Genomic DNA, 21,238 nt, shown 5'->3' on the forward strand with positions numbered 1-21,238 from the left:
TCAATGAGTGAAAGAGATTGTCCAATCTCTGTTTTTTAATGTATAAATAGAAATAAAGACAAAAAATGATTAAGTTAAGTGAACGCCTTTATCGACATAAATGATGTCACCGACCACACCACTAGCTAGTTCACTGACTAAAAAGGCACAAGTGTTTCCGACTTCTTCAATGGTTACACCTGTTTTATCTGGTGTCCGCTCATTAGAAATACTAATCAATTGATCGTAGTCTTTTACACCAGTCACAGCCAATGTTTTAATCGCTCCTGCGGAGATTCCGTTGACACGAATTTTATCTGCAGCTAATTCAAAAGCTAAATATTTCACGGCAGTTTCTAAAGATGCTTTAGCAATCCCCATCATATTATAGTTAGGAATCGCACGTTCGGAACCTAAATACGTCAATGTGACAATTCCTGAACCAGGATTTAACAAAGGTTTCGCATAATGAGTGACTGCTAAAAGAGAGTAGCTACTAATATCTTGTGCTAATAGGAAACCATCACGAGTGATGTCACTAACGTTTCCAGACAATTCTTCTTTTTTGGCAAAAGCAATCGCATGGACTAGTCCATCGATCGTGCCCACTTCATTTTTAATTGTTTCAAAGGCTGCTTGAATGGACGCATCAGAAGCAACATCGCACTCCACCAACAAATCATTTTCATCTGCTAATTTAACCACTTGCTTTTTCATGCGTTCGTTTTGATACGTATAAATAACATTGGCCCCTTGATCTTTTAATGCTTTTGCACAGCCCCAAGCAATACTTTTTTTGTTGGCAACACCCATTACGACGACATTCTTATTTTGTAAAAACATATAAAATCTCCTTTAATAAAAAATTTTTGTTGATAGAATAGGCTTTTCTTCATCAAAATGTAAAAGTTACATTTATTGAGTTGACGAATAAAATTTCAACTGGTATTATCTGTGTGAGAATGATAACAAAATCTTCTCAATTTTCTAATCTTGAAAAAAACAGACATTTTTCCTGATGTCTGAATTATTAACCAAAATACTTTGAAAGTCAAACTATTTTTCTTATTTTTTGAGAAAAAGTGCTGGAAACCGCATGAAATAATAGTTTGATAATCAAAATAAACTCGGAGGTACAGTATGAAAAGAGTGGTCATAACCGGCATGGGTGCCGTAACACCATTAGGCAATACCGTAAAAGAATTTTGGCATAATCTAGTGGATGGCAAACTAGGAATTGGCAAAATTACTAAATTTGATTCTGAAGATACTGGGGTAGCTTTGGCTGGCGAAGTGAAAGAGTTTGACCCAAGTGCTGTTTTAGAACGCAAAGAGCAAAAAAGAATGGACTTATTTTCTCAATATGGCTTGGTCGCTGCTTTAGAAGCGTGGGAAATGAGTGGTTTAACAGAAGCAACGATTGACCCGACTCGTTTAGGTGTGATTGTCGGTAGTGGGATTGGCGGGATGACTACCTTACAAGACCAAGTACGGGTAATGGATAAAAAAGGCGCAAAACGCGTAACACCATTTTTCGTGCCCATGGTAATTGCTAATATGGCAGCGGGAAATATTTCGATTCGTTTAGGTGCAAAAGGACCTTCTCAAACTATCGTGACTGCTTGTGCTTCTGCGACGAATGCGATTGGTGAAGCTTTTCGCACGATTAAATATGGTTTAGCGGACATGATGGTAACTGGTGGGACGGAAGCCACAGTATGTGAAATTGGGATTGCAGGCTTTGCAGCATTGAATGCTTTAAATACAACAGAAGATGCGACTCGGGCTTCGATTCCTTTTGATAAAGAACGAAAAGGTTTTGTGATGGGTGAAGGCGCAGGAATGCTGGTTTTAGAAGAACTCGAGCATGCACAGAAACGTGGCGCAACTATCTACGGCGAAATTGTTGGATATGGCAGCAACTGTGATGCTAGCCACATGACCGCTCCTTTAAAAGACGGTAGTGGCGCGGCGGCTGCGATGGAAATGGCGATTGCAGAAGCAGGGATTACACCGGAACAAATTGGGTATATCAATGCTCATGGTACGTCAACCCCAGCGAATGACGCTGCGGAAACAACGGCCATCAAACGTGTCTTTGGTGAGCGAGCATCGCAAATTCCAATTTCAAGTACAAAGAGTATGACTGGACATTTATTGGGCGCGGCTGGCGGTATCGAAGCGATTGCTTGTGTACAAACATTGCAAGAAGGAAAAGCTCATCCGACAGTAGGCTACCAAGTTGCTGATCCAGATTGTGATTTAGATTATGTCACAGAAGGTGCACGTGACATTACAGCGGACTATACAATTAGTAATTCGTTTGGCTTTGGTGGCCATAATGGTGTAATTTGCTTGAAGAAATGGGAGGAAAACTAGTATGAAAAAAGTAATGACTGCAACAGAAATTATGGAAATGATTCCTAATCGCTATCCGATTTGTTATATTGATTATGTGGATGAAATTATTCCAAATGAAAAGATTATTGCAACAAAAAATGTGACAATTAACGAAGAATTTTTCCAAGGACATTTCCCTGGAAATCCAACAATGCCAGGCGTTTTGATTATTGAAGCATTGGCACAAGTAGGTTCGATTTTAATCTTAAAAATGGATCAATTTGAAGGTGAAACGGCCTATATTGGCGGTATCAACAAAGCAAAATTCCGTCAAAAAGTGGTCCCTGGTGATGTCTTGAAATTACATTTTGAAATCGTCAAATTACGTGACTTTGTCGGCATCGGCAAAGCGACTGCTTATGTGGAAGATAAAAAGGTCTGCGAATGTGAATTGACGTTTATTGTGGGACGATAAAAAGATAATTAGAAAGAGCAAGCGGTGAAGGCTTGCTCTTTTTTTGTGTGAATGTGATAAAATTAGTTAAAAGGTGTTGGAGGTATAAGTATGATAAAAAAGCTACAACCCCTATTCTATAAACAAACAGTCGTATATGGTTTGTTGTTTGTTTTTTTGGGAACGCTGAACTATTTTTTTGAGAGTACTCCTAAAGGACTCAATCGCATAGTTTTCGGTGTTTTGTCGTTTACCTATATTTTTCTGTATTTGAAAAATAGAAAGAGTGTCTCTGGGAATAAAAAAGATTTAGCTGTATGGATTTTAACTATTTCAGGAATGTTTGGAATAATGGTTATCCTTTATTATTTAAATATCAATGGTAGGATAATTGGTTACATACTAGCTATTTATTTTTTTAGTTCTTGCCTTAGTATTTATAGTTAGAAAGCTTAAAGATGATTTTAACACTACTTTAAAAGGTTCATTAACACTAATTTTGCTTGCCTACTTTTTTGGGGATGTTTAAAAGTTCTTGGTGGTCAATTATTCCGTTAGTTACTGCGGTAATCTTTTTGGCTTGTTCTAAAGAAATAATATATATTTTCTCTAAAAAAGAAATTAGTAAGGTCGATATACCATATAATTTGCAGAAAAAATGGATTTATTTAAGGTATTTTCTTATTCTTTATTCGATGATTTTATACCTTTCGTTTGTTACCTCAGACATGTTAGAAACTAAAGGATGGGTAATAAACATCTCTCATTATTTTTATGGAAAAAATGCTTTAGCAAGTTATAGTATATGTTTGGCTAGAGGAATATTGCGATTAGTTATTGTATTTATAAGTACATTAGTATTGATTTTTATAGCTAAAGTAACGCCATTAAAAAAAGTAATAACTAGCTATAAGGAAATTACTCGAAAAGATGAGAAGGATTTTGAACTACAAAATAAAAAGTTTAAAATCCAAAAAAAAGCACGCCGCAAATACAAATAACAAATTCATCAAAATCCATGCTCCTTTTTAAATAACATGCTATAATCATAAAAAGCTTACGTGAAGGTGGTAAGCTTATGAGTAAAACAATTTACAGGAGGGTTTTTCTTTTGGATATTTCAGTAGAGTTTTCGGGACATAAATTGGCGAATGTGTTAATGAACGCATCAGGCATTCATTGTATGACAATTAAGGAAATGGACGAGTTAGCGGCTTCTCAAGCAGGTGCTTTTGTCGCTAAGACGGCAACACCTAATCCTCGTCAGGGCAATGAGGAGCCTCGGTATTTTGATACACCATTAGGAAGTATTAACTCAATGGGCTTGCCTAATTTAGGGATTGATTATTATTTAGATTATCAGATTGCACGTCAAAAGGAATTTCCCGAGGAGTTACGCTTTTTATCTGTATCTGGTATGAATTATGAGGAAAATATCGCTATTTTAAAAAAAGTGCAAGAAAGTGAATACACAGGAGTGACAGAATTTAATTTGTCTTGTCCCAATTTGCCTGGTAAACCGCAAATTGCTTATGATTTTGAATTAACAGAAAAGCTTTTAACAGAAGTTTTCCAATTTTTTACTAAACCATTAGGTGTAAAATTACCCCCATTTTTTGATATTGCACATTTTGACGCAATGGCTGAAATTTTAAATAAATTCCCTTTAGTATACGTGAATAGTATTAATAGCATCGGTAATGGTTTATATATTGACAGTGACAAGGAAGAAGTGGTCATTAAACCAAAAGGAGGTTTCGGTGGACTGGGCGGCGAATATGTCAAACCAACAGCGTTAGCCAATGTTCGTGCGTTTGCGCAACGTTTGAAACCAGAAATCAAAATTATTGGAACGGGCGGTATTACATGTGGAAAAGATGTTTTTGAGCATCTTTTATGTGGTGCGACATTAGTACAAGTCGGCACACAATTGCATCAAGAAGGTCCACAAGTTTTTGAGCGTCTAGCCAAAGAATTACAAGAAATCATGGCAGCAAAAGGTTATGAAAGTATTGAAGAATTTCGTGGGAAATTGAAAGAGATGTAACAAAAAAAACGTCAAGAAATTTTCTTGACGGTTTTTTGTTATTTCACAGCCTTAACATTTTCCATAAAGGCTTCCAAATATTCAGGTTGTGTTAATTGTTGGTTACAGGTGTCGCTATCATGGCAAATGTAATTGCCTTTTTTCGTGTAGGTTCCGTCGCCGCCTGATTTGGTGGTAGCTAGGAACATAGACACATTCGTGATTGTTTGACAGATGGAGCAAACACCTTTAACAATGGTGGGTGAAAGGGTGCCGTGGACGCCGATTAATTTATTTTCTCGATAAGCTAAGATAAATTTTTTCTGAGTCCCAGCGTCGTTCCAACCGACATAGGTATTGTTCCGTAAATCCATGTTTTCCCACTCAGGAATCTTTAACTTTTTCACTTTGCGAAAGACTTTCGTGACTTGTGGTGTTGAAGGTTCTTTAAAGGGCAACACGGTTTCTTTTAATTCGTCTAAATATTTTTCAGCACGCGCGCGTGTTAAACGACGATCCATCACTTTGTCCAACAAAATCGTAACAGCAGGGTGTTCTTCTGGAAATAACCCATTGATTTTTTCGGCACATAGGGCCTGGACAGTTTTGACAGTCGTAGCATCGTTAACAGACGTATAGGTGTTCATTAACACAGCGACTTGTTCTTTAATTATGTTAAATTGGTAAGGTTGAATAGTTGGGTTCATGATTTTAAATTCCTTTCAAATAGACCGAGTACATACGCTGAAAGGCAATTTGTCTCACCAACGTATGTTTAGTGACAGACAACCTCATGTGTTTTTGATAAAGATAGCGTTTGACGTATCATATCATCACCCCCTTTAATGATTGATTTTTTCTATGTAAAAAGTGAAAATAATTGATGAAAGCTTGGTAATTCTAACGCAATTCAAGAAAAAAGGCAAGTTAAACTCGTTTTATTTCCCAATTCAATGTCTGGGGAGTGATAAACTTCTAAAAAAGATACGTGATTTCCTAGATTAATCCTAGGTTATTTGCTACAATAATGAAGAATTAACCAGAGAAAAGGAGAAATTACAATGATTGCAGCAAGCGATTTAAAAGCCGGTATGACTTTTGAGCAAGACGGCAAATTAATTAAAGTAATGGAAGCTAGCCACCACAAACCAGGTAAAGGTAACACGGTTATGCGTATGAAATTAAAAGATGTTCGTACGGGTTCAACAACAGATACAACAATGCGCCCAGATGAAAAAGTGAAAAAAGCGCACATCGATACAAAACCGGTTCAATATTTATACAGCCAAGATGATATGGCTATTTTCATGGATTTAGAAACATATGAACAATATGAAGTACCAACTGCTTTAATTGAAGAAGAACTAAAATATTTATTAGAAAATATGGAAGTAAAAATTCAATTTTATGGTGAAGAAGTCATTGGTTTAACTTTACCAACAACGGTAATCTTACGTGTTGCTGAAACACAACCTTCAATCAAAGGCGCAACAGTAACTGGTTCTGGTAAACCCGCTACAATGGAAACAGGATTAGTTGTTAACGTTCCAGATTTTGTTGAAGCAGACGAATTATTAGAAATCAATACTGCGGAAGGTACGTATTTAAAACGTGCTAAATAAGTACCAAAAAAAACAGAAGGCTAGCCTTCTGTTTTTTTGGTCTATTAATTCTTTTACCTATAAGAAAACCATTGGTGTGATAGGAAATAGCAATCGTTAGAATCGTTGACACTAGAAAATGGGAAATGGTATAGTTTGGTCAACACATGACGAAGGAGGAAATCAACCATGACGAAAAAACAAGCTAGCCCTTTTTTAGAAACGGAAAGCTGTTGTTGTATGGTGCAAAATAGTGCAGCATACTCTTTTGTGATGGGGAAAACCTCCGTTATTTCTGAAAAATTGCCTAACACGATTCCTCTCTGAATCTAGACAACCAGAAATAAACAAAAAAGGTGCTGATGCGATCAGCACCTTTTTGTTTTATGTACATGTATTAGAAGGAGGAATTCGCTATGATTGTTCAGTCAATTTTAGACACAATCGGAGCAACACCATTATTTGAATTTACAAGTGAACAATATCCTATGCCAGAAGGCACTAAAATTTATGCGAAACTAGAATATTTGAATCCAGGTGGCAGTGTCAAAGATCGGCTTGGTGTGCATCTTCTCAAAGAGGCAATGAAAACGGGAAAGATAAATCAAGCCACAACAATTATTGAACCGACAGCTGGGAATACAGGGATTGGACTTGCATTAGCTGCCAGTCAACTGGGCCTCAAGACAATCTTTGTTGTGCCAGAAAAATTTAGTCAGGAAAAACAACAGCTGATGCAAGCGTTAGGTGCTAAAATTGTCCCTTCGCCAACAGAGCAAGGGATTGTCGGAGCGATAACTAGTGCCCAAGACTTAGCCAAGGAAATTCCTAATAGTTACGTGCCGTTACAATTTGAAAATCCGGATAACCCTGCTGCTTACTACGAAGGATTAGGACCTGAAATTGTTCAAGACCTAGGAGGGAAGATTACTAGCTTTGTCGCAGGTTTAGGCAGTGGTGGAACGTTTGCGGGTGTTGGCAGATATCTCAAAGAACAAAATAGTAATACGCAATTATGGGGAGTGGAGCCAGAAGGTTCGATTTTAAATGGCGGACCTGCACACGGACATGAAATCGAAGGAATTGGCGTGGAGTTCGTGCCGCCTTTTCTTAAACAGATTCCTGTGGACGGCTTTTATACCATTTCAGACGAGGATGGTTTTTTCTGGGTCAAACAATTAGCCAAGAAAAGCGCTTTGCTGGTGGGAAGCTCCAGCGGCGCAGCGTTTGCGGCGGCATTAAGAGAGGCGCGCCGCTTACCAGCAGGCAGCACAATTGTAACTATTTTTCCTGACGGTAGTGACCGTTATTTATCAAAAAATATTTATTCTTAGGAGGAAACCTTTTATGAAATTCAATACCAAATTAATTCATGGCGGCATTAGCAAAGACACAACAACAGGTGCAGTGAGTGTTCCTATTTATCAAACGTCAACCTTTGAACAAAATGGCGTGGGCCAGCCAAAAGAATATGAATATTCTCGTTCAGGTAATCCCACACGTCACGCGTTAGAAACCTTAATCGCTGAGTTAGAAGGTGGGAGCCATGGCTTTGCGTTTAGCTCAGGCTTAGCGGGTATTCATGCAATCATTTCTATGTTTGGACCCGAAGATCATATTTTATTAGGTGACGATGTCTATGGGGGGAGTTTCCGTTTATTGGATAAAGTGTTTGTAGCAAATGGGTTAAGCTACACGATTGTAAACGCCAGCGACTTATCAACAATTGAAGCCGCAATTCAGCCAAATACAAAAGCCTTGTTTTTGGAAACACCAAGTAATCCACTGTTAAAAATTACAGATATTGAAGCGGCAGCTAAGCTTGCTAAAAAACATCAGTTGTTAACTATTGTCGATAATACATTTGCGACGCCTTATTTTCAACGGCCGTTAGCGTTAGGTGCTGATATTGTGGTTCACAGCGGGACAAAATATTTAGGGGGCCATAGTGATGTAGTCTCTGGTTTAGTCGTAACGAATCACCCAGAAAGCGCAGAAAAGATTGCCTTTTTACAAAATTCGATTGGTGCTGTTCTAGGACCACATGATAGTTGGCTGGTCCAACGTAGTTTAAAAACATTAGGCGTCCGGATGGCAGCGCACGCCCAAAATGCTCAAAAAATTGCAGAATTTTTAGAAGCGCATCCAGCGGTAGCAACGGTGTATTATCCAGGACTAGCGAGTCATCCTGGTCACGAAATTGCGCAAAAACAGATGTCGGGATTTAGTGGCATGATTTCTTTTGAATTAGCCAAGGATGAGCAAGTCGTTCCTTTCGTAGAAGCGTTGGAAATTTTTACTTTAGCGGAAAGTTTAGGTGGTGTAGAAAGTTTAATTGAAGTACCTGCCATTATGACTCACGCATCTATCCCCAAAGAAAATCTTGAAGCCGTGGGAATTAAAGATGGACTCATTCGTTTATCTGTAGGAATTGAAGCAGTCGAAGATTTATTGGCTGATTTAGAAAAGGGATTACAAGCATAAACAAAAGGCCTTCGTCTTTAGACGAAGGCCTTTTGTTTATAATTCTTCACCATTCGTAGCAATCACTTGTTGATACCAAGCAAACGATTTTTTCTTTCGCCGTTCCAACGTTCCGTGACCATCGTTGTCCTTATCTACATAAATGAAGCCATACCGTTTCTTCATTTCGCCTGTACTAGCACTCACTAAATCGATGAATCCCCAAGGTGTGTAGCCCATCAAATCAATGCCGTCATACGCAACGGCTTCTTTCATCATCTCAATATGTTCACGTAAATAAGCGATTCGGTAAGTGTCGTTAATCGTTCCGTCTGGTTCTAGCTCATCAATAGCACCAAAGCCATTTTCAACAATAAAGAGTGGTAATTCATACCGATCATTGAACCAATTCATTGCATAGCGCAAGCCCATAGGATCGATTTGCCAGCCCCAATCAGATGTTGCTATATAAGGATTTCGCACCAAGTCTTTTGCTTCATTGTAGTCAAAAGTAGGGGCCTTTTCTGCACCTTTCACAGCAAACGACATGTAATAGCTAAAGCCAATATAATCAACACAGCCATTAGCCAAATCAGTTAAATCTTCTTCTGTGACATCTAATGAAATGTTTTTTCGTTTCAAATAGCATTGAATTGCACTTGGATAATGACCGCGGACATGAACATCGGTAAACCAATAACGTTTTTGCATTGCGCTAACACTCATCATCATATCCTCAGGATTACAAGAATAAGGATAAATAGGCACCATCGCAATCATACAGCCAATTTGGAAGTCGGGATTGATAGCGTGGCCAATTTTCACTGCACGTGCGCTAGCGACTAGTTCATAATGAGCAGCCTGATACATAATTGCTTCGCGGTCTTCTCCTTCCTGGTAAGCAATACCAGAGTTAGTAAAAGGTGCAAAATCTTCTTCATAATTGGCTTGGTTGTTAATTTCGTTAAAGGTCATCCAATATTTGACTTTTTTCTGGTAACGAGTGAAACAGACTTCAGCAAATTTGACAAAAAAATCAATGACCTGGCGATTGCGAAAGCCGCCATATTTTGTGACTAAATGATAAGGCATTTCAAAGTGAGACAGTGTCACGACTGGCTCAATACCATTTTTCAAACACTCGTCAAAAAGTGCATCATAAAAACGAAGGCCTTCTTCATTGGGCGTTTCTTCATCTCCGTTAGGAAAAATTCGTGTCCAAGCAATAGAGGTTCGGAAACAATTTAAACCAAGTTCTTTGAATAGTTGAATATCTTCTTGATAGCGATGGTAAAAATCAATCGCTTCATGGTTAGGATAGTGTTCATCTGGTAAAACGCCTGCGGTAATTTTACGAGGGACGCCATGTGCACCGGCAGTCATTACATCCGCCACGCTCACCCCTTTACCGCCTTGGTCCCAGCCTCCTTCTAATTGATGAGCAGCAACAGCGCCGCCCCAAAGAAAATCATTTTTCAAAATTGACATATCGTTTCAGTCCTTTGTTCAAATTTTTATACGTTTTGTGCTTCGACTTTTTCAAGGGTTTCTTCAGTAATTGGTTGATTGGTTTCTTCTGCGTAATTAAGTGCATCCATTTTTTTAGCAAACGGTAAATAGATAAAGAAACTCATCGTCAGTACCACTACTTGAAGCAACGCTGCTTGCCAACCACCAACTAAAAGTCCAGAAATGATTGGAGGAGTAGTCCAGGGAACTTGTACCGCAGTAAAGAGAGGAACCAGTCCTGTGTACAAGGCAAAATATGTCACAACAGAAGAAACAATCGGTGTGATAATGAATGGCACAGCCATGATTGGGTTCATCACGATAGGTGTAGCAAAGACAATTGGCTCGTTAATATTGAAAACAGCTGGCCCAATTGAAAGCCGACCTAATTGCTTAAACTGAGCTGATTTGGCAAAGAAAACCATGAACACGACTAACCCGATTGTCATGCCCGCACCAGTGACCGTTAAAAATTGATCTAAAAATTGTTGTGTAACAATATGGCCACCATTAGCCAGTGTTAAGTCTTTTCCAGATTTCAAAATTTCGGTGTTTTCTAAAGAGTTTGCTTGTAAAATAGGGCCCATGATACCGCCAACGATTGTTGACCCGTGAACACCGAAAAACCAAAAGAGCGGAATGACAAAACCTAATAGTAATGCGCCACCTAGTGAATCTGTGACTCCTTGAAGTGGTGATTGTAGCACTTCGTAAATAAAGTCAAAGAATGTCGTATTGAAGACTTTATCTAGAAGAATGAAAATTAGCATTGCACCAGTTACAATGACGCTGGCAGGAATTAACGCAGTAAAGGAATTGGCCACATTTTCTGGTACAGCTTCTGGTAATTTGATACGAATATCATGACGTAAAAACCAACTATATACAACGCCGACTAACAAACCAACAATAATAGCTGTAATCATCCCTTTGCCAGCTGTCCAATCTTTGTTGATGACATTGCCAACTACTGCGCCAGAAACCGCATCTTTGACTTCAGATGACATAAACAAAATGAAAACCACCATGGCAATCATGCCCGCTGGGAGGCCTTCAAATCCCTCGCTTTTTACATATGAGTAGGCAATACCGATGACCGCAAATAACGACATAATCGCAAAAGATGCACCATATGCTTGATTGAAATAAACGGCCAGGCCACTTGCGTTAACCCATTCAGAAATAGCTGTAACTGGGAAATTCGCTAATAGAAGAAACACGGAACCAACAATGGTAAAAGGCATCGTGTAAAGCATCCCGTTCCGTAAGGCAGTAATTGCTTTGGTATTGACGAATTTTAGTACTGGAGGTAATAATTTCTCGTTAATCCATTCGTTCATAAAAATCTCTCCTTTGAAGAATAATATAAATGCAAATGTATCCGTTTACATATTTACTATATAAGCTTATTTGAAGAAAAAATAGACTTTTGCTTGAATGAGAAACATGTACCAAGAAAAAAAACAAAAAAGCTCATGCTGTTTTAGACAGCATGAGCTTTTGTGAAAAACAACTAGAAAGGTGTTTCATCTAGTTCCTTTAAAAGTTGACTTGCTTGATGAGCTAGGAGTTCAATTAAAGCAATGACAGGGATTTGAGTGGTTGTATTGACTGATTTATCTGCAAATGGAGAACGTTCGTCGGGCATATAATAGGAGATGTTGTAGTCAGCCAAGCGGGCAATAGTTGAATGTTGATTGTTGGTAATGCTTAGCACTTTGGCGCCAGCTGTTTTAAAATCGGTCATTTGTTTAATCATTTCATTGGTTTCCCCAGATACAGACAGAATCAAGGCTAATGTATTTTCAAATCCGCGCTTGGGGATAGGCGTAAAGGGGTCAGCAATACTGTAAGAATTGATATTTAAGTTGGCAAAATAACGACTGCCATAACTACCTAAAATTCCGCTAGTACCAATGCCAGTAAAGGCAACGTGACGTGCTTGAACAATCATTTGGATTGCTGGACGAAGCATTTCGTAATAGGTTTCTTGGTTTAATTTTTTTAAAAAAGCATCGACGTGAACCGTGGCATCATAAAAATTTTCAAACGTTTGTGTTTGTTTGGCTTCTTCTTTCACTGCATATTTTAATTCAGAAAAACCAGCATAGCCCATTTTGTTACAAAATCGTAGAATCGTTGAGGTGGAGACATGACAGGAAGTAGCCAGTTGGCGAATGGTCTGTTGAGGGATTTGGTGCAGGTGTTCCAATACATAATGGTAAACGAGCATTTCTAATTCATTCAAGGTCTGAACCTTCTCTAAATCAAACAAAGTAATCCTCCTTTATATAAAAACTGAATATGTTATTTTTTTGTGTAAATCAAATAAACCAATTCTTATTTTTCTTGAAAAAAATGTAAAATAACTCAATAAAAAGTTTCTTATTTCCTATTTTACAAAAAGTAGCCCAATTATCCTAGTTTTTCTCTTTTTTCTTTTAAAAATAACAATGCGCACCCCTAGAGTTTTTTGAGAAAACAAGCTAAAATAGATAAGAAGAGAAAAGGAGGCGTTGATGTGGCACGGGAAGTAATTTTATTTATTGCAGCGAGTATTGATGGTTTCATTGCGGACAAAGCGGGCGGTGTTGCTTGGTTAGAAGAGAATATTCGTGGCGATGAAGAAGATCGTAGTTACGATGAAATGTATGAAAAAATAGACACTGTGGTAATGGGGCGGACTACTTATGATCAAGTTACACAAGAATTGTCCCCAGATGTGTATTTTTATGAAGACAAGCATTCTTATATCATTACCTCTCATCCAGAACCATCAACTGCTTCAAGAACTTTTACCAAGGAAGATCCAGTCACATTAATTCGTCGTCTCAAAGAAGAAGACGGCGCGGGAATTTGGATTGTTGGAGGCCCAAAAGTGGTTCAACCGCTTTTGGCAGCTGATTTAATTGATACCTTCATTTTGACGACAATACCACTGTTTCTGGGTGAGGGCATTGCTCTATACGAGACAATGGCTCAATCAATCCCAGTTCGTTTAAAACAGGTTTATCAAAAAAATGAGTTGGTTTATTCGATTTATCAACGTGAAAACAAAAATTAAAAAATAATTATTCGGTTGGGCAAGTTGCTTTCAAGGTTTTGAGTTTCTCATAGGGCGAGAGGAACAAAGCAACAGTTGTCTAGCCGTTTGTGTTGTTTTTGATTAACAAAGAAATGGTAGAGGAGAAAAAAATGAAACATCAGATCAAAAAAAGGTTGTATATTTCACCTGTTCAAACAATTGTCTTAGGCTTTTTTTTATTAATTGTTGTAGGCACAATCTTATTAATGATGCCTTTTTCTGCACAAGCTGGACAAAAAACGCAATGGATTGATGCTTTTTTCGTGGCAACTTCCGCCGTCTGTGTTACAGGGCTTTCGCCTTTGAATACGGCGGAACATTGGAGTCCTATCGGGCAAGTTATTATTATGATTTTGATTGAATTAGGCGGCTTAGGCTTTTTAACCGTTGCCACGATTTTCTTTAGTTTGCTGCGGAAAAAAGCGTCACTAAGTGTACGGATGTTGTATCAAGAAGCGTTAAATGTTAGTGAAGTTTCCGGAGTTTTTCGTTTAATGAAATATATTATGAAGTTTGCGGCCATTATTCAATTACTTGGAGCTTTCTTGTTGTCCTTTCAATTTGTGCCAACATTTGGGTGGAAAAAAGGGTTGTTTTTTAGTCTCTTCCATGCCGTTTCGGCATTTTGTAATGCTGGCTTTGATTTGCTAGGGGATAGTATGGTTCCTTATCAAAATTCGCCTTATCTTTTACTAGTCATTAGCTTTTTAATTATAGCTGGCGGTTTAGGATTTATTGTGTGGCGCGATATTTTTGCAATGATTAAAGGCTATAAAAATAAAATTAAGCACCGTGTTAGTATTCATACACGCCTTGCTTTAACGGTGACCGCCACCTTTTTAGTCTTAGGGACCGTTATTTTTTACATTTCAGAATATCGCCATTTTCCAGCTGACATGTCTTTTTGGCAGCGTCTTGTCAACAGTTGGTTCTTGTCGGTTACACCAAGAACGGCTGGCTTTTATTCGGTTGATTATTTGAAAATGAGTAATCCAGGCCTGATTGTCACGATTTTGTGGATGTTTATTGGTGGCACTTCAGGATCAACCGCTGGCGGCTTGAAAACCACTACGTTTGGTGTGTTATTTTTACAATTTCGTGCAATTTTTAAAGGGAAACAGCGAGTGGAATTCCATGAACGCACAATTCCTGAGCGAGTAGTGCTCCAAGCGTTTACTTTGTTCTTCTTGGCAACTTTTTTATGTGTAACTGCTTCGGTTATTCTCTCGTTTACAGAAACATTACCTTTAAAAAACGGGATTGAGTATATTGTTTTTGAAGTGATTTCTGCATTTGGAACGGTTGGTTTAACAATGGGGTTAACACCAGATTTAACTGTTTTTGGTAAACTGGTGATTATTTTTCTAATGTTCGTCGGTCGTGTGGGTGTGTACACGGTGTTATTGTCATTAATTAAGAAAGGCTTGGAAAGTCAGTCGAAAGTTCAATATCCAAAAGAATCAGTGATGATTGGTTAATAGAGAAAGAGGGAAATAGAATGGAATTTTTAGGTATTTTATGTTTGATTTTAATTACAACGACTTTAGCAGGTGTTGCTTGTAAAAGAGTAGGAATTCCTGCAGTAATTGGGCAATTGCTAGTAGGGATTGTGTTAGGTCCAGCGATGTTAAATATTGTGCATCAAGATGTGTTTGTGCATGACTTTTCAGAAATTGGTGTCATTATGCTGATGTTTATTGCTGGAATGGAATGTGAATTGGAATTATTGAAAAAATATGCGAAACCTAGTGTCATGGTCGCTATTTTGGGCATCGTTTTACCGGTTGGTTTTACTATGTTGATTGGTCAGCTGTTTGCTTTTTCTTGGAAAGAAGCTTTTTTCCTTGGGTTAGTTTTAGCAGCAACGTCGGTCAGCATTTCAGTAGAAGTATTAAGAGAGTTGAATGTTTTAAGTAGTAAAGAAGGTGCAACGATTCTTGGGGCTTCTGTCGTTGACGATATCGTGGTCGTGATTATTTTAAGTGTTGCTGTCGGCATGATTGGTGCAAGTACAGGCGGCAATACAGAAGTCAGCTTTATTGTTAAGTTAATTGAACAAGGCTTATTCTTTATTGGGATTTTCTTTTTGGTCCGCTTTATTGCTCCCTATTTACTACGTTTAAGTCAAAAAATGAACATTGGGTCGTCTGTTATTATCATGTCATTGATTATCTGTTTGGGCATGGCTTATTTGGCTGATTTAGTTGGTTTAAGTTCTGTCGTAGGTGCTTTTTTTGCAGGGATTGCTGTGGGACAAACGGATGCAAAAACAGAAATTGATTTCAATATTGAAGCTATTGGCTATGCCGTGTTTATTCCCGTCTTCTTTGCCAGCATTGGCTTATCAGTGACATTTAACACGTTAGGAAAGGATTTACCTTTTATTTTGGTAATGACGATTATGGCGATTTTAACGAAATTACTGGGCGGCGCCTGGGGAGCGAAAATGGTTGGTTTCTCCAATACAAGTTCTTTAATGGTCGGTGCTGGGATGGTTTCGCGTGGGGAAATGGCATTAATCATTGCGCAAATTGGCTACCAATCTAAATTACTTTCAGAAGCGTATTATACGAGCATGATTGTGGTAATTATCTTAACGACCTTAGTTGCACCTTTCTTATTGAAATACTTTGTTAAAAAACAAGAATCTGCGTTGCAATAAAAAAAGATGAGCAGAAGTTGTTGACAAAAAAATAAAATAGCTATATGATGAGTTCAAGATAAACGACTACATTTGTAGTCGATAACCTTGAACTCTTTTTTTATTGATGAAGGAGGAATTTAACGAGTATGGCAAAAGATAAATTAGCGACAATTACAGATGCAGAGTGGGAAGTCATGCGGGTTATTTGGACCCAAGGCAAGACCACGAGTCGTGAAGTGCATACACTTTTAAATGAGAAGAAAGAATGGAAATCAACGACCGTCAAGACGTTACTAAGTCGTTTAACAGATAAAGGGTTAGTTGGAACGGAGAAAGTAGGCAATAAATATATTTATTATCCGCTAGTAGAAGAACGTCGGAGCGTTGAAACGGTGGCAGATGAACTTTTAGCCAAAGTGTGCAGCCGTAAAGTTGGTTCCGTGGTGGAAACAATTTTAACAGAGAGTCAGTTGAGTTATGACGATTTGGATCGATTAGAGGAACTCTTGAAAGAGAAGCGCAAGACGGCGGTTGAATCCGTCCCTTGCAACTGTATTCCTGGTCAATGCCAATGTCATTTAATTTAAAAAGGAGTGAAAAAAATGGAAAGTAAAACGTTTGATATTGAAGGGATGAGCTGTGCTTCCTGTGCCCAAACGATTGAAAAGGCTACGGCGAAGTTACCTGGGATGGCAAAGGCAAGTGTCAATTTAGCTACGGAAAAATTAAGTGTCACGTATGATCAGACGGAAGTCACAGAAGAAGAAATTAAGGAAGCTGTGTCAGATGCTGGCTACAAGGCGATTAGCCCAGCCCAACAACGAACGTTTGCGATTGAAGGAATGAGTTGTGCTTCCTGTGCCCAAACGATTGAAAAAGCTGTGAACCAATTATCTGGTGTTCAACAAGCGATTGTTAATTTAGCCACGGAAAAACTGGTGGTTAGTTATGACGACCATCAAGTAACGAGTGCTGAAATTATCAAAGTAGTTACGTATGCAGGTTATCAAGCGACAGAAGAAGTCGCTGCAGGTGCAACAGCGGACCAAGATCGTGAAAAGAAACAAAAACATATTGCTGAGATGTGGCAACGTTTTTGGATCTCAGCGGTGTTTACAGTGCCCCTTCTTTATATTGCGATGGGACATATGGTAGGCTTACCATTGCCGGCTTTTTTGAATCCAATGACACATGCGACGACCTTTGCAATGGTTCAATTGATTTTGACGTTACCCGTTCTATATGTCGGCAGAGAATTTTTCACAGTTGGTTTTAAAGCATTATTTAAAGGGCATCCGAATATGTTTTCTTTGGTAGCTTTAGGAACCAGTGCTGCTTTTGTGTATAGTTTATATGGCACAGTCATGATATTCTTAGGAGATACAAGTTTTACAATGGCTCTTTATTATGAATCAGCGGGTGTTATTTTAACTTTAATTACATTAGGAAAATATTTCGAAGCTGTTTCAAAAGGGAAAACCTCAGATGCGATAAAAAAATTAATGGGTTTGGCGCCGAAAACTGCTCATATTTTACGTGATGGCGCAGAAATTGAAGTGCCAGTTGATGCTGTTCAGTTGGATGACATTGTGATTGTTCGCCCAGGAGATAAAATCCCTGTTGATGGAGTGATTGTTTCAGGCAGTAGTTCTGTGGATGAAGCCATGTTAACGGGCGAAAGTTTGCCTGTTGAAAAGAAAGTCGGTGATGCAGTAATTGGTGCTAGCATCAATAAAAATGGCAGCTTTCAATTCAAGGCGACAAAAGTGGGAAAAGAGACGGCCCTTGCCCAAATCATTCAATTAGTGGAAGATGCGCAAGGCTCAAAAGCGCCGATTGCACAATTAGCTGATAAAATTTCGGGTGTTTTTGTCCCAATCGTTATTGGTTTGGCTGTTCTTTCTGGCTTGGCTTGGTTCTTTTTAGGACAAGAGTCATGGATTTTCGCTTTGACAATTACCATTTCTGTGTTAGTGATTGCTTGTCCTTGTGCGCTCGGCTTGGCAACGCCGACTGCGATTATGGTGGGAACAGGTAAGGGCGCTGAAAATGGCGTTTTAATTAAAAGTGGGGATGCTTTAGAAACCACTCACAAAATTCAAACAATCGTGTTTGATAAAACAGGAACTATTACAGAAGGCAAACCGGTGGTTACAGATATTTTAGTTGCTGATTCAGCACTTTCAGAAGCTGAGTTACTAACATTAGCAGCTTCTGCAGAACAAGGATCAGAACATCCTCTAGGTGAAGCAATTGTGGGGGCGGCTAAAGAACGTCAATTGCCATTAGCAGAAGGAAGCGATTTTTCAGCGATTCCAGGTCACGGCATCCGTGTGACAGTCAACGAACGAGTCCTACTTTTGGGCAATATAAAATTAATGAAAGAAGAAGCCATCGAGCTATCAACGTTTGTTCAACAAGCGGATCGTTTGGCAGAAGAAGGGAAAACCCCAATGTTTGTGGCAAAAGATGGTTCGTTTGCGGGTATCATTGCGGTAGCAGATACTGTGAAGGATAGCAGTCAAACAGCCATTGCACGTTTGCATAAAATGGGTATCGAAGCCGTGATGATTACGGGAGACAACAAGCGTACTGCAGAGGCGATTGCGAAACAAGTAGGTATCGATCGTGTCTTAAGTGAAGTTTTACCAGAAGATAAAGCGTTAGAAGTGAAAAAACTACAAGCAGAAGGCAAAAAAGTTGCGATGGTGGGTGACGGTATTAATGATGCACCAGCACTTGCCCAAGCAGATGTGGGGATTGCTATTGGTTCAGGCACAGATGTTGCAATGGAATCGGCCGACATTGTGCTAATGCGTAGTGATTTAATGGATGTGCCTACAGCAGTTGAATTAAGTAAAGCGACCATCAAAAACATCAAAGAAAATCTTTTCTGGGCATTTGCCTATAATACATTAGGTATTCCAGTGGCTATGGGTGTGTTACACTTATTTGGTGGACCTTTGTTAAGTCCGATGATTGCAGCAGCAGCTATGAGTTTTAGTTCAGTCTCTGTCTTACTAAACGCCTTACGCTTAAAAGGATTTAAACCTTCGACGGTGAAAAAAACTAGTGGAAGTCAAAAATAAAATTGAAAAGGATGAAGTGAAATGGAAAAAACAGTAAAAATTGATGGGATGAAATGTGATGGCTGTGTTCAAGCGGTCACTGAAAAATTTAGTGGAATTGACGGCGTAACGAATGTTGCGGTTCACTTGGCAGATCAAACAGCCGTTGTGACAGCAGATCGTGAAGTAAGCCAGGATGAACTGAATACCACGTTGGCAGATACAAAATTCAAGGTTGTCAGCGAATAACAAAAAAACAGGGCCTACCATCATGAGTAGACCCTGTTTTTTTGTTATGGAAGTTTTGCTTTGATTTCCTGATAAATCTTAGTTGTTTCTTGACCCTCACGCGCAGTATAATAATAAACTTTCTTCCGCGTTTCTATTTTCAGAATCGGATGACTTTTTGTATAAATTAGTAAATAAGCAGGTTTTCCAGCGACTTTAAATTCTCCTGTTAAGTAACTATCTGTCGCAGCACCCATTGTGCGGATGCGTTCTTGAGGTAAGTCATCAATCAAAGAAACAGCAGTGATTTGGTTAAAAGGAATTGACCTTGTTTTTGCTAATGGGGCAGATAACTCAATTTGTTTATTTTCAATAGTTGCTTGAAAGGCATGACTAGAAAAATCATTTATAAACATCGGCACTGTGGCAAAGAACAGCACCGCAATCGTTAAAATGCCAGTAGCGGCTAGAATAATTTTCCCAGCAGGCCGTCCTAGGTTAATAGATAAATTCATACCAATGCGATCAGGAACCATGATTTTGGGGTCCTTGGGATTGATATAAATCCCATACCGCCAATATTGATCATCATCCCCATAGCGATAATCGCCAGCCTGTAAAACGAATTGATCTTGTTTTTTGCGCATTGAAAATAGGTAGTAGAAGAGAAAGCCTACATAAACAAACAAAAGAATAAAGTAACAAAATGTAAGAGCCATCGCAACCGTATAATCAATTACAATTGTGAAAGTTGGTAAAATGGTTAGCGGTGCAAAAACTAAGGCTGATAAAACCATTAAAACAGACCAATGATGCCGAAATAAATCATTGATTTGCTGATTAATTTTTGAGTCACTAGTTAGCGGTTTGACAGGTAAGCGCGCAATAAAATAATAGCCGCCAATGAACAAACTTAACATCAAAACAGTAATTAAGAAAAGAATCCAGGAACCAATCGCCGTTTGCAAGGAATAAAAGCCCCCAGCAAAAGTAAGAATAATTGCAGGTAAAAACCACCAAAATGAAATAAGTTTCTGGTTTTTATTTAAAACTAATTGCGTATCGATTAAGAGAGGACGCTTAGGTAGCAACCAGCCGTTTTGCATTTTTAAAGCGGCCATTTTGCGAATATAAACGATTTGCAGATAGTAGCCACTGCCAATAAAACTAAATAAAAGTAACAGAAAAAGGAACAATAAAATCGAATCATAAGGAATAAATAACAAAGGCAAACTAACAACACTAAAAACGGCTGCTAGTTGAACCAAGCGTTTTTTATAACGTTTTCGGATTGCTTGAACGCTGGGATCTTGTAGTTTATCTTCTGGTAAAGTGTTTTCCAAAATAATATTTTTGTGAGGATTTGCATAAATCCCCATAGTAAATGCCATAAAAAAAGCGACAGAAACTAGGATGAAATAAAAGAATACCGCCATTATAGTGCACGCCCTTTCGAATCAAAATTTTGATAAATTTTCTGAATAAGTGCTTGGATTTCTGCTTCGGATTGCTGATGTAAAAAACTTTCAGCCAACAGAAGTTCTAAACGCTCATGCAATTGCTGTTGCCAAACAGCGGTAGCAGGTAACTTTGCGGCAATTTTGGTGCCGTTACGACGGTCAGTCACAATATAACCTGATTGCTTTAACTTGTTATAAGCTTTTGAAACAGTCATCATATTGACCCCGATTTCGTCCGCCAATTGTCGGATAGAAGGCAAACTTTCATTGGGAACCAGTTCACCTTTGGCAATACCTACAATGATTTGCTCAATGAGTTGCTGATAGATGGGCTGTTCGCTTTGTTCATCTATTTCTAAAAGCATCGAATCACTCCTGTCT

General features: G+C 38.5%; 22 protein-coding genes. 15 read left to right on the top strand and 7 right to left on the bottom strand.

Translation table 11 applies throughout. The annotated features are described in order from the left end of the window. Positions 1 to 69: 69 nt before the first annotated feature. Positions 70 to 822: an enoyl-ACP reductase FabI gene (fabI, locus tag IGI63_RS10955; RefSeq protein ID WP_002358338.1), complete on the bottom strand. Its 753-nt coding sequence runs from the start codon at positions 820 to 822 to the stop codon at positions 70 to 72. A 297-nt stretch (positions 823 to 1,119) separates the two neighbouring features. Here fabI and fabF point away from each other — a divergent pair, with 297 nt between their 5' ends. From fabF to IGI63_RS10980, 5 genes are all read left to right on the top strand, one after another. Continuing rightward, a complete protein-coding gene (gene fabF, locus IGI63_RS10960; RefSeq protein ID WP_002358339.1) occupies positions 1,120 to 2,358 on the top strand; it encodes a beta-ketoacyl-ACP synthase II in 1,239 nt (412 codons plus the stop codon). Between the two features lies 1 nt (position 2,359). Beyond that, positions 2,360 to 2,794, top strand: coding sequence for a 3-hydroxyacyl-ACP dehydratase FabZ (fabZ, locus tag IGI63_RS10965; protein WP_002355197.1), 435 nt, complete (start codon positions 2,360 to 2,362; stop codon positions 2,792 to 2,794). 90 nt (positions 2,795 to 2,884) lie between these two features. Next, entirely contained in the window at positions 2,885 to 3,220 is a 336-nt protein-coding gene (locus IGI63_RS10970; RefSeq protein ID WP_429975791.1) for a hypothetical protein, read from the top strand. Positions 3,221 to 3,348: 128 nt separating this feature from the next. Next, a complete protein-coding gene (locus IGI63_RS10975) occupies positions 3,349 to 3,774 on the top strand; it encodes a hypothetical protein (protein WP_429975792.1) in 426 nt (141 codons plus the stop codon). 77 nt (positions 3,775 to 3,851) lie between these two features. Continuing rightward, on the top strand, positions 3,852 to 4,820 hold the full coding sequence (locus IGI63_RS10980) for a dihydroorotate oxidase (RefSeq protein WP_002386045.1): 969 nt from the start codon (positions 3,852 to 3,854) through the stop codon (positions 4,818 to 4,820). Positions 4,821 to 4,858: 38 nt separating this feature from the next. Here IGI63_RS10980 and IGI63_RS10985 read toward each other — a convergent pair whose 3' ends face one another. Beyond that, a complete protein-coding gene (locus tag IGI63_RS10985) occupies positions 4,859 to 5,506 on the bottom strand; it encodes a FusB/FusC family EF-G-binding protein (RefSeq protein ID WP_002408654.1) in 648 nt (215 codons plus the stop codon). A gap of 354 nt (positions 5,507 to 5,860) precedes the next feature. On the opposite strand from IGI63_RS10985, the gene efp reads away from it, so the two are divergent. From efp to IGI63_RS11005, 4 genes are all read left to right on the top strand, one after another. Further along, a complete protein-coding gene (gene efp / locus IGI63_RS10990; protein WP_002355202.1) occupies positions 5,861 to 6,421 on the top strand; it encodes an elongation factor P in 561 nt (186 codons plus the stop codon). 168 nt (positions 6,422 to 6,589) lie between these two features. After that, complete coding sequence (locus IGI63_RS10995; RefSeq protein ID WP_002355203.1) at positions 6,590 to 6,727, top strand: hypothetical protein; 138 nt, start codon at positions 6,590 to 6,592, stop codon at positions 6,725 to 6,727. 89 nt (positions 6,728 to 6,816) lie between these two features. Further along, positions 6,817 to 7,734 (top strand): PLP-dependent cysteine synthase family protein, encoded by a 918-nt coding sequence (locus tag IGI63_RS11000; protein WP_429975793.1) that lies wholly within the window; start codon positions 6,817 to 6,819, stop codon positions 7,732 to 7,734. Between the two features lie 13 nt (positions 7,735 to 7,747). Then, positions 7,748 to 8,884 carry a cystathionine gamma-synthase gene (locus IGI63_RS11005; RefSeq protein WP_429975794.1) on the top strand — a complete coding sequence of 379 codons (1,137 nt, stop codon included), beginning with the start codon at positions 7,748 to 7,750 and terminating at the stop codon, positions 8,882 to 8,884. Between the two features lie 36 nt (positions 8,885 to 8,920). On the opposite strand, the gene genA is transcribed toward IGI63_RS11005, so the two are convergent. The 3 genes from genA to genR all read right to left on the bottom strand — a co-directional run bounded on the left by genA (position 8,921) and on the right by genR (position 12,647). Continuing rightward, entirely contained in the window at positions 8,921 to 10,351 is a 1,431-nt protein-coding gene (genA, locus tag IGI63_RS11010; RefSeq protein ID WP_429975795.1) for a 6-phospho-beta-glucosidase GenA, read from the bottom strand. Positions 10,352 to 10,377: 26 nt separating this feature from the next. After that, complete coding sequence (gene genB, locus IGI63_RS11015) at positions 10,378 to 11,712, bottom strand: PTS sugar transporter subunit IIC (protein ID WP_002355207.1); 1,335 nt, start codon at positions 11,710 to 11,712, stop codon at positions 10,378 to 10,380. Positions 11,713 to 11,885: 173 nt separating this feature from the next. Beyond that, positions 11,886 to 12,647, bottom strand: a complete 762-nt coding sequence (gene genR, locus IGI63_RS11020; RefSeq protein ID WP_002355208.1) for a MurR/RpiR family transcriptional regulator — start codon at positions 12,645 to 12,647, stop codon at positions 11,886 to 11,888. Positions 12,648 to 12,845: 198 nt separating this feature from the next. Here genR and IGI63_RS11025 point away from each other — a divergent pair, with 198 nt between their 5' ends. From IGI63_RS11025 to IGI63_RS11050, 6 genes are all read left to right on the top strand, one after another. Continuing rightward, positions 12,846 to 13,436, top strand: a complete 591-nt coding sequence (locus IGI63_RS11025) for a dihydrofolate reductase family protein (RefSeq protein ID WP_002386047.1) — start codon at positions 12,846 to 12,848, stop codon at positions 13,434 to 13,436. Positions 13,437 to 13,567: 131 nt separating this feature from the next. Then, positions 13,568 to 14,935, top strand: a complete 1,368-nt coding sequence (locus tag IGI63_RS11030; protein WP_002366061.1) for a TrkH family potassium uptake protein — start codon at positions 13,568 to 13,570, stop codon at positions 14,933 to 14,935. 20 nt (positions 14,936 to 14,955) lie between these two features. Further along, positions 14,956 to 16,119 carry a cation:proton antiporter gene (locus tag IGI63_RS11035; protein ID WP_002355211.1) on the top strand — a complete coding sequence of 388 codons (1,164 nt, stop codon included), beginning with the start codon at positions 14,956 to 14,958 and terminating at the stop codon, positions 16,117 to 16,119. A 128-nt stretch (positions 16,120 to 16,247) separates the two neighbouring features. Then, entirely contained in the window at positions 16,248 to 16,688 is a 441-nt protein-coding gene (locus IGI63_RS11040) for a CopY/TcrY family copper transport repressor (protein WP_002355212.1), read from the top strand. 15 nt (positions 16,689 to 16,703) lie between these two features. Then, entirely contained in the window at positions 16,704 to 19,190 is a 2,487-nt protein-coding gene (locus IGI63_RS11045) for a heavy metal translocating P-type ATPase (protein ID WP_429975796.1), read from the top strand. A 21-nt stretch (positions 19,191 to 19,211) separates the two neighbouring features. After that, entirely contained in the window at positions 19,212 to 19,418 is a 207-nt protein-coding gene (locus IGI63_RS11050; RefSeq protein ID WP_002355215.1) for a heavy-metal-associated domain-containing protein, read from the top strand. 44 nt (positions 19,419 to 19,462) lie between these two features. Here IGI63_RS11050 and IGI63_RS11055 read toward each other — a convergent pair whose 3' ends face one another. Together IGI63_RS11055 and IGI63_RS11060 are read right to left on the bottom strand one after the other, a co-directional pair. Continuing rightward, positions 19,463 to 20,833, bottom strand: a complete 1,371-nt coding sequence (locus IGI63_RS11055) for a DUF5808 domain-containing protein (protein WP_429975797.1) — start codon at positions 20,831 to 20,833, stop codon at positions 19,463 to 19,465. Next, positions 20,833 to 21,222: a GntR family transcriptional regulator gene (locus IGI63_RS11060; RefSeq protein ID WP_429975798.1), complete on the bottom strand. Its 390-nt coding sequence runs from the start codon at positions 21,220 to 21,222 to the stop codon at positions 20,833 to 20,835. Before IGI63_RS11060 ends, IGI63_RS11055 begins: the two co-directional genes overlap by 1 nt. Between the last annotated feature and the right edge of the window lie 16 nt (positions 21,223 to 21,238).

Source organism: Enterococcus sp. DIV0086, assembly GCF_050498705.1.
Taxonomy (GTDB): Bacteria; Bacillota; Bacilli; order Lactobacillales; family Enterococcaceae; genus Enterococcus; species Enterococcus faecalis.

What these genes read in the sequence shown, in the direction of transcription:
- IGI63_RS10970 (WP_429975791.1), top strand. Translation starts at nt 2,885, where the DNA reads ATGATAAAAAAGCTACAACCCCTATTCTATAAACAAACAGTCGTATAT.
- efp (WP_002355202.1), top strand. Translation starts at nt 5,861, where the DNA reads ATGATTGCAGCAAGCGATTTAAAAGCCGGTATGACTTTTGAGCAAGAC.
- IGI63_RS11060 (WP_429975798.1), bottom strand. Translation starts at nt 21,222, where the DNA reads ATGCTTTTAGAAATAGATGAACAAAGCGAACAGCCCATCTATCAGCAA.
- IGI63_RS10995 (WP_002355203.1), top strand. Translation starts at nt 6,590, where the DNA reads ATGACGAAAAAACAAGCTAGCCCTTTTTTAGAAACGGAAAGCTGTTGT.
- IGI63_RS11045 (WP_429975796.1), top strand. Translation starts at nt 16,704, where the DNA reads ATGGAAAGTAAAACGTTTGATATTGAAGGGATGAGCTGTGCTTCCTGT.
- IGI63_RS11035 (WP_002355211.1), top strand. Translation starts at nt 14,956, where the DNA reads ATGGAATTTTTAGGTATTTTATGTTTGATTTTAATTACAACGACTTTA.
- fabI (WP_002358338.1), bottom strand. Translation starts at nt 822, where the DNA reads ATGTTTTTACAAAATAAGAATGTCGTCGTAATGGGTGTTGCCAACAAA.
- genA (WP_429975795.1), bottom strand. Translation starts at nt 10,351, where the DNA reads ATGTCAATTTTGAAAAATGATTTTCTTTGGGGCGGCGCTGTTGCTGCT.
- IGI63_RS11005 (WP_429975794.1), top strand. Translation starts at nt 7,748, where the DNA reads ATGAAATTCAATACCAAATTAATTCATGGCGGCATTAGCAAAGACACA.
- genB (WP_002355207.1), bottom strand. Translation starts at nt 11,712, where the DNA reads ATGAACGAATGGATTAACGAGAAATTATTACCTCCAGTACTAAAATTC.
- IGI63_RS11040 (WP_002355212.1), top strand. Translation starts at nt 16,248, where the DNA reads ATGGCAAAAGATAAATTAGCGACAATTACAGATGCAGAGTGGGAAGTC.
- IGI63_RS10980 (WP_002386045.1), top strand. Translation starts at nt 3,852, where the DNA reads ATGAGTAAAACAATTTACAGGAGGGTTTTTCTTTTGGATATTTCAGTA.
- fabZ (WP_002355197.1), top strand. Translation starts at nt 2,360, where the DNA reads ATGAAAAAAGTAATGACTGCAACAGAAATTATGGAAATGATTCCTAAT.
- IGI63_RS11050 (WP_002355215.1), top strand. Translation starts at nt 19,212, where the DNA reads ATGGAAAAAACAGTAAAAATTGATGGGATGAAATGTGATGGCTGTGTT.
- IGI63_RS11000 (WP_429975793.1), top strand. Translation starts at nt 6,817, where the DNA reads ATGATTGTTCAGTCAATTTTAGACACAATCGGAGCAACACCATTATTT.
- fabF (WP_002358339.1), top strand. Translation starts at nt 1,120, where the DNA reads ATGAAAAGAGTGGTCATAACCGGCATGGGTGCCGTAACACCATTAGGC.
- IGI63_RS10985 (WP_002408654.1), bottom strand. Translation starts at nt 5,506, where the DNA reads ATGAACCCAACTATTCAACCTTACCAATTTAACATAATTAAAGAACAA.
- IGI63_RS11055 (WP_429975797.1), bottom strand. Translation starts at nt 20,833, where the DNA reads ATGGCGGTATTCTTTTATTTCATCCTAGTTTCTGTCGCTTTTTTTATG.
- IGI63_RS11030 (WP_002366061.1), top strand. Translation starts at nt 13,568, where the DNA reads ATGAAACATCAGATCAAAAAAAGGTTGTATATTTCACCTGTTCAAACA.